Below are 13,058 nucleotides of genomic sequence, written 5' to 3'. Positions count from 1 at the left end.
CGACTCATATATTCACGCATATTTACAATTAAATTCGAGTCGCCATCATGAAGACACCAGTTGTACATGACCCCACGAGCTGCAGCGGATTCATGCATACGGCACAAAAATATTTCTACAATTATCCGCAGGCTTTGGACGGGTAAGCATCCCTTCAATTGTAGGTAAAACGGCTGTCGCTCCCTCTCCTATCCCTCATCGCTGGCTTCCCGATGTAATCTGTCGTGAGCTAACTATCGATGAAATTCACACCTACGTCAGAAAATTTGCGGAATCTGCGGCTATTGCCAAAAAGGCAGGCTTTGACGGTATTGAAATCCATGCGGTTCATGAAGGCTATTTACTGGATCAATTTGCGATTTCTTTCTTTAACCATCGGAAAGACCAATACGGCGGAAATCTGAGAAACCGCTTAAGATTTGCCATAGAGATCGTCCAAGCCATCAAAGCCGAATGTGGACAGGATTTCCCGGTATCTCTTCGATACAGCATCAAAAGCTTTATTAAAGATTGGCGTCAGGGTGGATTGCCAGGCGAAGAGTTTCAGGAACAGGGACGGGATATTGAAGAAGGAATTGAAGCGGCCAAAATATTAGAGGAAGCTGGATATGATGCTTTTAATGGTGATGTTGGTTCGTACGATTCATGGTATTGGGCACATCCACCAATGTATCAGGAAAAAGGACTCTATCTTCCTTATAACAAAATTTTAAAAACCATTCTAAAGGTACCTGTCATTACTGCTGGCAGATTGGATAATCCAGACTTGGCCAGCAAGGCTATACGTGAAGGAAAAACCGATATGATTGCACTGGGTCGGCCATTGTTGGCTGATGCTGACATCCCCAACAAAATCAAGGCCGGGAAAATAGAAAAGATTCGTCCTTGCCTCTCCTGCCAGGAGGGCTGCATGGGTCGATTGGCATCTTTTGCAACGATTTCATGTGCCGTTAATCCGGCTTGCGGCAGAGAAAAAGACTATGCACTCGGAAAAGCAGATCAGTCCAAAAAAGTCTTGGTGATCGGTGGAGGACCCGCAGGATGTGAAGCTGCCCGTGTAGCTGCTATTCGCGGACACCACGTTACCTTATTCGATAAAAATAACCGATTGGGAGGTAATCTGATCCCGGGTGGAATTCCAGACTTCAAAGAAGACGATCATTTACTTGCGACCTGGTATGAAGGGGAGCTAAAGGATTTAAAAGTTGACGTCCAATTGAATACCGAGGTTAATCGGACTACCGTAAATGAATATGCAGCAGATGTTGTTATTTTTGCTACCGGCTCCTCTCCCAAAACCTTCTCCATTGGTACATCTACTAAGGTGTATTCCGCAGAAGAAGTTTTGCTTGGGAAAAAAGATCCCGGTGCTTCCACCGTAATTGTCGGAGGTGGGCTTGTGGGATGCGAAACTGCACTTTGGCTTGCTGATCAAGGTAAAAAAGTAACGCTGGTGGAAATGCAAGAAGATATTTTAACCGTCGGCGGCCCCCTGTGCCATGCAAATGAAGATATGCTGCGTGACCTTGTTGCATACAAGGATATCCATCTCCTGACCAACGCCAAAATTGTCGATGCCAACGATCAAGAATTCGTTCTTCAAAATAAAGATGGTGAAGAAACGATTCTAAACGCAGATTCAGCGATTCTGGCTGTAGGATATACTCCTCAGCAATCGCTTTATGAAGACATTCAAAATGAGGTTTCCGAGTCCTACTTAATCGGCGATGCCAAGCAAGTACAAAATATTATGTATGCTGTCTGGGACGCCTATGAGGTTACTAGAAATATATAGTACCCCGCTACCTCCAAAGCCGTTTACTATGTAAGCAGGCGGCTTTGGCTTTTTTACCTTTGCAGCAATTGCTTAGTTAAGAGAGGCTTTTCCCCATAACCACATGATCATAAAAAGCTATCTTTTGAATAATTTTCTCCAAATTGTGCTGCGTTTGTGCCACATGTGCTTCCACTTTCTTTTTGTGGGCTACAAGGAAATCTCTTCTCTCTTGGATTGTGGCTTCTCCTTTTACATTTAGCTCAAGGTATGCCTTAATTTCTTCAATAGTCATCCCTGTATCTTTCATAGCCATAAGGAACCTAATCCAATCGATTTGTTTTTCGGTATATACCCTTCTTCCACCTTCATCCCGACCGACATCAGGTAATATGCCTTCTTTTTCATAATAACGAAGGGTGGATGCGGGCAATCCGCTCTTGATTTGAACTTCTTTAATGGAGTACATGGTTATTCCCCTCCTCGTTCTTTTATTTTCTCTTCAAGTCAGCTTTAACGATAAGTATAAGTTTTCATAGTAAAGAGTGCAAAATTAAGATTCCTATATTCGTCTAGCAGAAAAGCTAGCCCTCTCCCTGTCCTTCTTCTCTCAATTTCCCAATATAACTCCTAACATTCTCCTCCGGATGGTTCACTTCCCAATGATCCAACAGCCGATTAACCTCCTCATCCTGACGATTCAGCCGATAATAAAATATGGCCGCTCGTAATTGGTGATGCTCTTCGACAGGTTCATCGTCGGGCCAGTGGTACTCTTGCTTTCCATTCTCATCGGTAGTCCCTATAGCTCCATCCAGCAAGGGAGAACGGCCTTCTAGGCCTTCACCGCGGGCAATTGCTTTGAGAAAATCGGCATGCCTCATGGCAACATCCGGCGAACAACGGTACAAATTCTCGAAAATATCAAAGGCATCGATCGGCAATCGTACACACCAAACGCCACCTCATACAACATGGGAATCGATTGTTCCTTGTAATAGTAGTGTCAAAAGAAAATATAGTACTAGACTGGGTGTCCGTATTCCATGCGACTTTTCGAATTGTTCCCCCCAGACTTCATAAAATAAGTTTTAGACTGACCTTAAAAATTGGAACAGCGACAGCCAAGGACGAGAAAATAAAGTCCTAGACTGTCGCTATTTCATTGAACTAACGTTTCCCGTTAGAATTCCTGTAAAACGAATAATTTGCTCTTTGCATAAAAACGAGCGCCTCGGTACGATGGGGTTGCGCACGAGGTCATAGCCTCAAAAAGCCCATCCAGGAGGTCGCTCTACTATGAAGTTTAAAGCCCAGGACAAACAAAATCAACTCATTGAAAACATTTCCCCATCCCACCTTGTTGTTGGTGTAGATATTGCCCAGGAAGCTCACGTAGCTCGTGCGGTTAGCTACCGAGGAATTGCTCTCGGATCTCCACTCGAGTTTGGCAGCCATGACGAGGGTTTTCAGTTGTTCAGCCGCTGGATTCAAGATCTGCTTAAGTTGTACAAGCTGAACAAAATCATCGTTGGCATGGAACCAACCGGCCACTACTGGCTAAGCCTGGCTCGTTGGCTTTCAGCCAAAGGAGTTGAGGCTGTTCTCGCAAATCCTCATCTCGTCAAAAAGAACAAGGAAAACCGAGATAATACCCCATCCAAAAGTGATCGTAAAGATGCACTTGTCATCGCGGATATGGTCAAAAACGGATACTATTCCCCTGTACGCTTTAATCCGGAAGTCTACGAGGAACTTCGGATTCTCATGGCTAATCGCGACACGGTTGCCAAACGGCTTAACAGCGCCGTTAATCAAATTCACCGCTGGGTAGATATTGTGTTTCCAGAACTTCGTCATGTCTTTAAAATCCTTACCTGCACCAGTGCCATTGCCACGTTAAGGCTATTTCCTCTCCCGGAGGAAATTAGCCGTTTAACGACGGAGCAAGTCATTGCTGGCTGGAAGCAATACGTGAAGCGTCATGCAGGGGTGCATCGAGCCGAGCAACTCATTGCACTGGCTAAACGCAGCGTGGGCGTTACGCAGGCGCTGCATGCCTACAAGCTGCACTTGGGTCAACTGCTTGAAGAATACGACTTGGCGCAGCGACAGCTTGAGCAGATTGAACACGAGCTTCATCACATCCTGGAGCGTATTCCATACGCTCAGAAAATCCTTACCATTCGGGGCGTAAATGCAACGAGTTTAGCTGGGGTTCTAGGCGAAGCCGGTGATCTGAGCGGCTATGCGCACGGAAACGCATTACTACGACATGCGGGTTTAAATCTGAGGCCTGCTCGGGGAAGTGGCGTGGAAAAATGGTGCTCAGCAAGCGCGGGCGCCCCCGTCTCCGGCGTTTTCTCTATCTCATAACGATGTGCATGGTCATGACCAATCCAGATATTCGAGCCCTGCATCACCACAATGTCAACGTGAAAAAATTGAAGAAAATGAAATCTATTATGAAATTGTGCGGTAAAGTCGCCCGAATGCTTGTCAGTCTGGCCAAGAGCAGCGAAGCTTACGATTCGACTAAAGTGTCTCCGCAAGCAGCTTAAGCAGCATTCTCTCACCAGCTCATGCATTCGCAGGATGGACAAGAAGCACGGAGTATCGGGAGGCATTAAACAAAAGGGCTCGGACCCGTTCCGTTAGAAAAACCGAACTCCACCCCTTAGTTAGATGTGACGAAGGAATGAAAGGGCTTAGACCCGTTGAGACATGGGAGTGAGAATCGCTAGGGGCGACTTGGAGACGTGCATAATATGGGATAAACTGGGTGAATACTCCTCACCCTTGTTCCCGCATGCCCTTTGTACTACTCCAAACCACCGGCCCCTCCGTGAACCTTCTCCTCTCACACTTAATTAAGGGTGAAATCCTGCGAATTCATGAGCCTGAGTGAGGAAACTAAATCATATTGAGGGAGTTTAGTGAATCAAAGGAACCTCCTCCCTTCTAAACAGATAACCTTTCTAGGTACCGCGCTACAAGGGCCAGTCTCAATTTCACAGTGAGTGAGGCTATAAGGAGAGGCAAAACTGTTTCCCCATGAGTCACCCCCTACCACTGAACCTTTTGATCGCTTCCTCGGTCACCGGCTTGAAGAGGTTAATGAGGTTGCCGTCGGGATCACGGAACAACACAGCACGGTTCCCCCACGGCATCGTGGTCGGTTCCTTTACCCACTCGTCGACAAACGGCTTCAAGCGCTCGTATTCGGCATCGACATCATGGACGAGGAACTCGAGTATGACAGTGCGATTGTCGGCCGCCACTGCGGAACCAATGCCGAACAGCGGCACAGTATGGGAGTGACCGATCGCCAGGGTGCACGATGGCACAACGAGTTCGGCAAAGGCTGCCGCGGGACGTTCCGCTGAAACACCCATGACTCTCTCATAGAACTCAACAAGACGATCCACATCGTCGGTAATGATACGTACAGAAGCAAAATTCATAAAATACCATCCTTCCTATAATAAATGATACAGTATCTTATCAGGGCAAGAACAAGCTATCCACCCCATTATGTTTACCTAATCGATAATAAACTAACGCTACTGACAACGTTATGTCAGTAGCATTTTAACATTTTCGGGTATTCTCTCTGCTAAAGTTGATACCCGTTTATATATTCTGCCTGTTAGCGTAATGAAGCACCCGCCAGTCTAATTCTTTATTTTCTCAGTCTACAACTTTATTTTCCGAGTCTAACACTTTATTTTTCAGTCTAATACTTTATTTTCTTCTGACAAGTAGATGATCTCAAAAATCGCATCCTGTTGAATATGAAGCCAGTCGCCCAAACCTTCGTACTTTCCCGCCAAGCTCTCTGGTTTCTGCAACTCCGTCCCAAAAAAATAACGCGGAAATAGAGCCAGTGCCTCTTCCCCCAGCATAGCAGCAGACTTCTTCGCCTCGACGGTAAATTCCTCTGGTTGATCTATTAATCCGCCAACCTTTATAATCGCTGCTGGAATAGCAGTATCCAAATCGATTGCCACCACAGCTTTCTTATTCTTCTTCCAAAATTGAAGTATTCTCATATGTAATTCACATCTCCTTATCCCGTGTTACTAACAATTTCATTGCCAACTAGAATATCCTTTATGAATATATATCGGAAATTCTTTATAATCTCCTCAACACGTTTCCCCCAATAATAAAACATATTTTGGGAATTACTTGTATACTTTTCAACAGTTTACTAAATATATGCGATTGCTTCTCTAAGCCTATTCTTTTTTATCATAACTATTTAGTATTATAAGGATATAAAAAAAGGAGGTTATCATTTGAAAAGTACAGGTATGACACGTCCCCTAGATGCGTTAGGCCGTATCGTTATCCCCAAAGAAATGCGAATTTCCATGGATTATAATGTGGGTGATCCTGTTGAGATTTTTGCAGATGAGGAAACTGGTATTCTTGCCTTTCGAAAATATACTGGGGTGACGTGTAAAATGTGTGGTTCAACAGAACAATTAACTTATTTTAGAGACAGCTTTATTTGCGGGGAATGTATTGAAAGTTTAAAAAAGGGAATACATTTTAGCCCTATCCTAAGACCAGCCAAATCAGCTTTATCCAACTCACAACGATCTATTAAAGAGCCCAAACGTCTGCGGCGATCGACACAACAGATGATCGAAAGTCTAAAAGAATTAATGCAAAAACACCCCAATGCAGCACAGCACGAATATGCCAAAATACTTGAGGTTTCCCAAGCCCGTATATCCCAGCTCAAAAAAATGCTCTAACTACAGCTTGATACCCTACATAGATATACACCAGAGATTTCATCATGTGCAGCTACTTTTGAACCGTGATACGCAGCATCATAGCTAACCGACAAAACGCATGAACGTCCATGCGAAAATTCCACACTAGGTATAAAGAACCAGTGAATGACTTGCAAGCGAGAACGCCTATAAGCAGAAGGCTGTGCTACATTTAATAATGGTTCCTGAATTAAAAAATGACCTTCTTTAATTAGAGAAGGTCATTTCATTTATTTATTCATTTTTCTATAGTAAACCACCACACACTTCTAATAAAGGCAGCCGTCCAAAAAGGATGACTGCCTTTTTTAATTAACGGGTTAACAATAGGGACCGTTGCAAAAATGCTCCTTTTTGTACTTTTTTGGGATAATGAATTTTTTCAAGAAAATATCTTGTAGGAACATTGCCCATTCCAACGAGTACGTTTGCACATATGATGTTGCAAAATTCAATTTAAAGGAGAGATACACACCTTGTCTAAACATTCTTCTCATCGTTCGATGGGGCCGTTACAACCACATTTCACGACCACTACTGAAGTGAACAATTTTGTTAATTTATGGGGTATATTTACTGTAAATGGTCAACAGATCGTTGCTTTTGTAAAAAGCGTAGATCCCACTAACAAATCAATGTTAGTGCTATATCCTAATGGCACACAGTCTTATATTGATGTTACTCAAATCAGTCAGGCACAAGGCCCTTATCCAAGTATGCCTTCTATTCCAGGACAAAGCGGTGGTCAGGGTGGGAGCCAAGGCGGTGGATCGCAGTGGCCTCCTCATGGTCAGGGCGGCGGTCAAGGTGGTGGATCGCAGTGGCCTCAACATGGTCAAGGTGGCGGTCAGGGCGGTGGATCGCAGTGGTGGCCTCAACATGGTCAAGGCGGCGGTCAGGGCGGTGGGTCACAGTGGTGGCCTCAACATGGTCAAGGTGGTGGATCACAGTGGCCTTCCGGTGGATCTCGTAGCGCCAATCGGAAAAATCGGAAAAACTAATATCCAACCCTTATTGTAGCAATTGCCGCTTGCCATGAGCGAGTGTCGATTGGAACACATTCAATATTGGACCAACCCAAAAAGGCATCGCCTGTAGATGCACGCGATGCCTTTTGGGTTAGCCACTGGCTACTTCGATTCCCCTAATGCTTAATCCTCTGGCTCTGAACATAAATATTAGGCTTTGCTGGCCATGTCTGCAATCTGGCGAAGCCACTTCTTACGCGTATCTTCATCAGAATGGGGTACCGACTCGAAAAATAGATGATACATGACGTCAAGTCCACAGTATTCAAATATGCCTTTGTCAGACGTCAAGCGAATTGCTTGATCCATTCCAATGCTGGCGTACTCCTCATGTGATTTCCCTTGCGTATTGAGGATAATAGCTTTCTTTCCCTTGAGCATTCCCATCTGCACTCCATTTACATATTTATAAGCAAATCCATAAGAGAATACACGGTCAATATACCCCTTCATAATAGCTGGCATCCCCGTCCACCAAATAGGATAAATAAAGGTGATTACCTCTGCCCATTGCAAAAATTCCTGTTCCCGTACAACATCTTCTCCGATTCCTTCAATGACCTCGCTGCTGCTAATCACAGGTTGAAAGTTGATTGCATATAGATCACGAACAACCACATCATGTCCTTTTTGCTTTAGCCCCTCGACTGCTGTGGTCAAAATTGCATGATTAAAGCTTCCCTCGGATGGATGTGCGTAAATAATAAGATGCTTCATGTTCTCTCCTCCATTTACTTTAAAATAAGTGATTGATCAATTACTTAACTTCGTACTCCTTCAATCAACTGAATATGCTTAATCCATAGTTCGGATAAAGATACGTTTGAGTAAACTTTAGCGGTATCCTGCTCATGAATATCACCTCCGTTGCTTAGTTAGTTAGTGATTGATCAATTACTAATGATTGGCCTCAGTATAGTATATTCCTTTTTACTTTACAAGTGCTTTTTGTTCAACTTTATATAAAAGATTGTAAAAAGGTCTGATCCCAAAACAGTGTTATTATCGCTGTTCAAAGTAAATAAAGTCCCCCAGTTGGTTTTAAACAGATTGATGTCCATCATGGTGTGATGTCAAGCAATCACTTAATATGACTTTATAATGTCATATTATAAGTTGTATGCTACTGAGAGAGGTGAAGCGTATGCCGTTAAGCAGACATTTTGAAATCGTTTATATATTACTCCATAAGAAAAAAGTGACTGCTGATGAATTGGCAGAGCATTTTGAGGTTTCCACACGAACGATTTATCGGGACATAGATGCCTTAAGCGCAGCTGGGATTCCCATCTACAGCAGTAGAGGCAAGGGTGGCGGAATATCATTGATGGAGGGTTATGTCTTTAACACCTCTTTACTGTCCGAGCAGGAACAAGATGATATCTTAATGGCCCTTCAGAGTGTGGCTACAGCTACCATCCCACAGGTAGAAGAAGTGCTAAACAAGTTGAGTAGGCTTTTTAAAAAAGACATGGGAAACTGGATCGAAGTAGATTTTTCGCCATGGGGAAGCCAAAACAGCCAGAGACAGCTATTCACTCTTATACGCAACGCAATAATCACAAACCGTGTTATAAAGTTCCGCTATTATAACGTCGCCGGGGAACAGAGTTATCGTAGCGTCGAACCTGCCAAGCTCTTGTTTAAAGATAAATCCTGGTATGTGGAAGGTTACTGTTTAAATACCGAAAGTCATCGTGTATTTAAGATTAGCCGAATGAAAGAGATTGCAGTTACCGAAATTAGTTATGAGCCAAGAACGGTCGTAGCATCTACAGATACAAAGATGAACGACTTGCTTCATACCATTGAAGTAACTCTTCACATTTCTGCTCAAGGAGCTTACCGCGTATACGATGAATTTGCCGAGAAAACAATTACTCAGAAGGAAGACGGCTCTTATACCGTCACGGCACAATTTCCTGTAGGCAATTGGCTGGACAGTTATCTGCTGTCCTTTGGTCCCCTCCTTATAGAGGTTAGCCCCGAACAAGTACGTACAAGAATATTGTCTCATTTAGAAACGATGAAAAGAAATTTAAATGATCCTCTATAATATGACACCATGTAGTCATATTATTACTGCTATGATGAGTTTGAAGTTATCGCTCACAACATACTCACCATAGGAGGTTGAAGGATTAATGAATCCACATAAAACCATGCCACCGGCAGTAGAAACTTACTTTACATCAGCGAACAAATCCCAGCTTGAAGTATTTACTTCCGCTTTCGATAAAGATGCGTTGATCTTGGATAATCATCGCGAAATCAAAGGTATGGAAGCCATAAAATCATGGTGTGAAGCAGAAATATTGGAGCCGAATGTCACCTTCGAGATCGTGGATATGGATGACAGTAATAACACCATCGTCGTAATTGCGAAAGTAGACGGAGACTTTGATAAATCGAATCTTCCCGACCCACTCCTCCTTAAACATCAATTTCTAGTAAACAACAATAATATTAAAGAACTGATTATTACACTTCCATAAAGGAATTTAAAAAATAAGAAAGGGAAAACGAATATGCCTGCTTATGTTGTTTTTATACGTGAACAGAGTACCGATCAAACTGAACTCCAACTCTATTCTCGGAGTGGAGATACCTAGAGGTATTCCTCAACCACATTGTAAAATTTAGGAGGAATTATTCGCATGAGTTTTCAATTAGAAAACATATTAAGTGAGTTTAAAGGCAAAAGGGCCTTGGTCACAGGCGGTACCAAAGGAATGGGAGAGGCTATTGCTAAGAGACTTACGGCTGCAGGTGCTACCGTAATAACTACGGCTCGAACGACTCCAGTTAATTTAGAAAATCCAGACCTGTTTATTCCAGCCGATATTAGTACGCCTGAAGGTGTAGATAAAGTAGTAAACAGTGTTCTTGAGCGCCTAGGCGGTGTAGATATTCTTGTCAACAATGTTGGAGGCTCGTCAGCCCCATCTGGGGGAGCTCTTATCTTGACAGACGAGCATTGGCAGCAAACTTTTAACGCCAATCTGTTTGCTGCCGTCCGTTTAGACCGTGGACTGCTGCCGGCTATGGTGGAAAAGGGTTCCGGTGTTATTATTCATATTTCATCCATTCAACGTCGCTTGCCGCTATATGATGCAACATTGGCTTATGCTGCAGCCAAAGCAGCTTTAACTACTTACAGCAAAGGGTTATCCAAGCAGTTTTCACCTCAAGGCATTCGTATTAATACAGTTGCGCCAGGCTTTATCGAAACGAAGGCAGCACAAAGTTTGATTGATCGGATTGCTGAGACGACAGGTGACCGAGAAAGTGCATTAAAGCAACTGATGGACTCGTTGGGAGGAATTCCAATTGGTCGTCCAGGACTACCAGAAGAAGTCGCTGAGCTTGTTGCTTTTCTGGTATCCGACCGGGCCGCTTCAATTACAGGAAGTGAATATAATATTGACGGTGGAACAGTTCCAACGGTCTAACACTTTATTTTCATCTGACAATCGCGCAAAAGGTGAAAAAAAGCCCATCTAATGAGCAGACATACGCAAAACGTATTATCTATGTTCATCAGATAGGCTTTTAAATAACCACTACCGTTTAATAACGATCAGCTTTGTTTCCAGCATTTCTTCCATGGCATACTTTACACCTTCGCGTCCCGTGCCACTTTGCTTCACACCACCATACGGCATATGATCAACACGGAAGCTTGGAATGTCATTGATCATCACGCCGCCCACCTCAAGCTTGTCCGCTGCATCCAGCGCGGTCGTGATATTACGAGTGTAAATTCCCGCCTGCAGGCCATAGATCGAATCATTTACATGGTTTACGGCTTCATCTATAGAGCTAACAGAATGAATCAGCACAAGCGGGGCAAACACTTCACGACAGGACACCTTGGAAGTCGGGTCCACATTAAGCAAAACCGTCGGCTCCAGAATACCTCCCTTGGCTTGGCCCCCCAGAGCGATCCTTGCGCCTGCTTGAACCGCTTCTTCCAGCCATTCACGGACACGTTCGACATCCTTGGCTGAAACAAGCGCGGATACATCCGTGTCCGGCTCTAGCGGATCTCCAATTTTTAAACGTTGAGTTGCTTCTATAAATCGGGATACAAAGGTATCATACAGTTCATCGACAACGTAAATACGTTGAACTGAGATACATACCTGCCCCTGATTGGCAAAGGCTCCACTCACACAACGGTCGATGACCGCGTCTACATCCGTATCACGGTCGATAATAACGGCCGCGTTGGAACCCAGCTCCAGCGTGACCCGCTTCAAGCCAGCCTTGGAGCGAATTTCTGTACCGACCGCCGGGCTACCGGTAAAAGTGATATAGCTGACGCGCGGATCAGTGACAAGTATGTCGCCAATGGTTTTACCATCGCCGCTGATCACGTTAAGAGCGCCCGCAGGCAATCCAGCCTGCTCCAGCAGCTCCGCAATCAAGTAAGCCGACAGCGGCGTCTGCTCCGCAGGCTTCAATACGACCGTATTGCCTGCTGCCAGCGCGGGACCCACTTTATGAGCGACCAGGTTCAACGGGAAGTTAAATGGTGTGATAGCTCCTACTACCCCTACAGGTTCTTTGAGCGTGTAGGCCATACGACCCTCGCCGCCCGGTGCGGCATCCAGCGGAATGGTTTCCCCGTGAATCCGTTTGGCTTCTTCAGCTGCGAACTTGTAGGTTTGCACCGTCCGGTCAACCTCCGCCAGCGCAGCCTTCCATGGTTTGGACGCTTCACGTGCAATGATGCGCGCTGCATCCTCACGCCGCTCTTCCAGCAGGTCGGCCAGCTTCTCCAAAATGGCTGACCGCTGGTGCGCTGGCATGGCCCGCATCTCCGAGCGTGCATCAGAGGCCGCCTGAATAGCAGCCTTGGCATCCTCTGCTGTGGCCTCTGCCACCTCAGCAATGATTTCCCCGGAATACGGTGATTTCAACGTCGTGTACGATAAAGCTGCTTTCCATTCTCCACCGATAAATAAATGCTGCTGCATGCTTTTTCCTCCTTCTCTTGATATCACGTTCCTTTTACCATCTATTTTACCGTCAACACCGGACAAGGTGCATGCTGAATCACCTGATGGCTCACGCTACCCAGTATCATTTCAGAAACAAGTCCTTTGCCCCGCGTTCCCATAATGATCAAATCCGTCTTTTCCTGCTTTGCACTTTCGCAAATGACACTCGCCGGATCACCGTGACCCGCCAGCATACGGTAAGAAATACCCTCGTCCTTCAAATAGTCGGATGCTGGTTCCAAGATATGACGACCTTCCTCTTCGATTCGCTCATCCACATCAACCCCAACCGGGGGCTCATTCATGGATAAAGCCGGGTTTACATGTAATACAGTCAGATGTGGATTCCCCTGAAGCTGCTTAGACAACGTTTTGGCTGTCTGCAACGCATTCATAGCATGTTCCGAACCATCAATCGCGACCAGAATATGTTTGTATTCGCTCATACTCTTTTCCTCCTCAG

General features: G+C 44.8%; 13 protein-coding genes and 1 pseudogene. 7 read left to right on the top strand and 7 right to left on the bottom strand.

The annotated features are described in order from the left end of the window. Positions 1-79: 79 nt before the first annotated feature. Positions 80-1,795 (top strand): oxidoreductase, encoded by a 1,716-nt coding sequence (locus JOE49_RS09275; protein WP_080751594.1) that lies wholly within the window; start codon positions 80-82, stop codon positions 1,793-1,795. Between the two features lie 76 nt (positions 1,796-1,871). Here the strand turns inward: JOE49_RS09275 and JOE49_RS09270 are convergent, their stop codons facing one another. Together JOE49_RS09270 and JOE49_RS09265 are read right to left on the bottom strand one after the other, a co-directional pair. Then, positions 1,872-2,243, bottom strand: coding sequence for a MerR family transcriptional regulator (locus JOE49_RS09270; protein WP_013308707.1), 372 nt, complete (start codon positions 2,241-2,243; stop codon positions 1,872-1,874). Positions 2,244-2,358: 115 nt separating this feature from the next. Beyond that, positions 2,359-2,718, bottom strand: coding sequence for a hypothetical protein (locus JOE49_RS09265; RefSeq protein WP_245248362.1), 360 nt, complete (start codon positions 2,716-2,718; stop codon positions 2,359-2,361). 355 nt (positions 2,719-3,073) lie between these two features. Here JOE49_RS09265 and JOE49_RS09260 point away from each other — a divergent pair. After that, positions 3,074-4,335, top strand: a pseudogene (locus JOE49_RS09260) (IS110 family RNA-guided transposase). Between the two features lie 498 nt (positions 4,336-4,833). Here the strand turns inward: JOE49_RS09260 and JOE49_RS09255 are convergent. Both JOE49_RS09255 and JOE49_RS09250 read right to left on the bottom strand, forming a co-directional pair. Then, complete coding sequence (locus JOE49_RS09255; RefSeq protein WP_053325236.1) at positions 4,834-5,238, bottom strand: VOC family protein; 405 nt, start codon at positions 5,236-5,238, stop codon at positions 4,834-4,836. A 267-nt stretch (positions 5,239-5,505) separates the two neighbouring features. Next, the gene (locus JOE49_RS09250) at positions 5,506-5,826 is read right to left on the bottom strand and encodes a hypothetical protein (RefSeq protein ID WP_245248361.1); all 321 of its coding nucleotides are present in this window, start codon (positions 5,824-5,826) and stop codon (positions 5,506-5,508) included. 249 nt (positions 5,827-6,075) lie between these two features. On the opposite strand from JOE49_RS09250, the gene JOE49_RS09245 reads away from it, so the two are divergent. Continuing rightward, positions 6,076-6,540, top strand: a complete 465-nt coding sequence (locus JOE49_RS09245) for an AbrB/MazE/SpoVT family DNA-binding domain-containing protein (protein ID WP_013308700.1) — start codon at positions 6,076-6,078, stop codon at positions 6,538-6,540. Positions 6,541-7,037: 497 nt separating this feature from the next. Continuing rightward, the gene (locus tag JOE49_RS09240; RefSeq protein WP_209940956.1) at positions 7,038-7,562 is read left to right on the top strand and encodes a hypothetical protein; all 525 of its coding nucleotides are present in this window, start codon (positions 7,038-7,040) and stop codon (positions 7,560-7,562) included. Positions 7,563-7,739: 177 nt separating this feature from the next. Here the strand turns inward: JOE49_RS09240 and JOE49_RS09235 are convergent, their stop codons facing one another. Then, entirely contained in the window at positions 7,740-8,306 is a 567-nt protein-coding gene (locus tag JOE49_RS09235) for an NAD(P)H-dependent oxidoreductase (protein WP_209940955.1), read from the bottom strand. 427 nt (positions 8,307-8,733) lie between these two features. Between JOE49_RS09235 and JOE49_RS09230 the strand changes: the two genes are divergently transcribed. The 3 genes from JOE49_RS09230 to JOE49_RS09220 all read left to right on the top strand — a co-directional run bounded on the left by JOE49_RS09230 (position 8,734) and on the right by JOE49_RS09220 (position 11,041). After that, positions 8,734-9,645 (top strand): helix-turn-helix transcriptional regulator, encoded by a 912-nt coding sequence (locus tag JOE49_RS09230; protein WP_209940954.1) that lies wholly within the window; start codon positions 8,734-8,736, stop codon positions 9,643-9,645. Between the two features lie 88 nt (positions 9,646-9,733). Continuing rightward, entirely contained in the window at positions 9,734-10,084 is a 351-nt protein-coding gene (locus JOE49_RS09225; protein WP_068941386.1) for a nuclear transport factor 2 family protein, read from the top strand. A gap of 162 nt (positions 10,085-10,246) precedes the next feature. Then, entirely contained in the window at positions 10,247-11,041 is a 795-nt protein-coding gene (locus JOE49_RS09220) for an SDR family oxidoreductase (RefSeq protein ID WP_025722292.1), read from the top strand. 111 nt (positions 11,042-11,152) lie between these two features. Here JOE49_RS09220 and JOE49_RS09215 read toward each other — a convergent pair whose 3' ends face one another. Together JOE49_RS09215 and JOE49_RS09210 are read right to left on the bottom strand one after the other, a co-directional pair. Beyond that, entirely contained in the window at positions 11,153-12,571 is a 1,419-nt protein-coding gene (locus JOE49_RS09215) for an aldehyde dehydrogenase family protein (protein WP_209940953.1), read from the bottom strand. Between the two features lie 41 nt (positions 12,572-12,612). After that, a complete protein-coding gene (locus JOE49_RS09210; protein WP_023986945.1) occupies positions 12,613-13,041 on the bottom strand; it encodes a universal stress protein in 429 nt (142 codons plus the stop codon). Between the last annotated feature and the right edge of the window lie 17 nt (positions 13,042-13,058).

This window comes from Paenibacillus sp. PvR133 (genome assembly GCF_017833155.1).
In the GTDB taxonomy this organism is placed as follows: domain Bacteria; phylum Bacillota; class Bacilli; order Paenibacillales; family Paenibacillaceae; genus Paenibacillus; species Paenibacillus polymyxa_B.
Note: the sequence above shows the minus strand (reverse complement) of the source record. Positions and strands in the feature narration are given on the sequence as shown.

What these genes read in the sequence shown, in the direction of transcription:
- JOE49_RS09225 (WP_068941386.1), top strand. Translation starts at nt 9,734, where the DNA reads ATGAATCCACATAAAACCATGCCACCGGCAGTAGAAACTTACTTTACA.
- JOE49_RS09230 (WP_209940954.1), top strand. Translation starts at nt 8,734, where the DNA reads ATGCCGTTAAGCAGACATTTTGAAATCGTTTATATATTACTCCATAAG.
- JOE49_RS09270 (WP_013308707.1), bottom strand. Translation starts at nt 2,243, where the DNA reads ATGTACTCCATTAAAGAAGTTCAAATCAAGAGCGGATTGCCCGCATCC.
- JOE49_RS09250 (WP_245248361.1), bottom strand. Translation starts at nt 5,826, where the DNA reads ATGAGAATACTTCAATTTTGGAAGAAGAATAAGAAAGCTGTGGTGGCA.
- JOE49_RS09220 (WP_025722292.1), top strand. Translation starts at nt 10,247, where the DNA reads ATGAGTTTTCAATTAGAAAACATATTAAGTGAGTTTAAAGGCAAAAGG.
- JOE49_RS09210 (WP_023986945.1), bottom strand. Translation starts at nt 13,041, where the DNA reads ATGAGCGAATACAAACATATTCTGGTCGCGATTGATGGTTCGGAACAT.
- JOE49_RS09235 (WP_209940955.1), bottom strand. Translation starts at nt 8,306, where the DNA reads ATGAAGCATCTTATTATTTACGCACATCCATCCGAGGGAAGCTTTAAT.
- JOE49_RS09215 (WP_209940953.1), bottom strand. Translation starts at nt 12,571, where the DNA reads ATGCAGCAGCATTTATTTATCGGTGGAGAATGGAAAGCAGCTTTATCG.
- JOE49_RS09255 (WP_053325236.1), bottom strand. Translation starts at nt 5,238, where the DNA reads ATGAATTTTGCTTCTGTACGTATCATTACCGACGATGTGGATCGTCTT.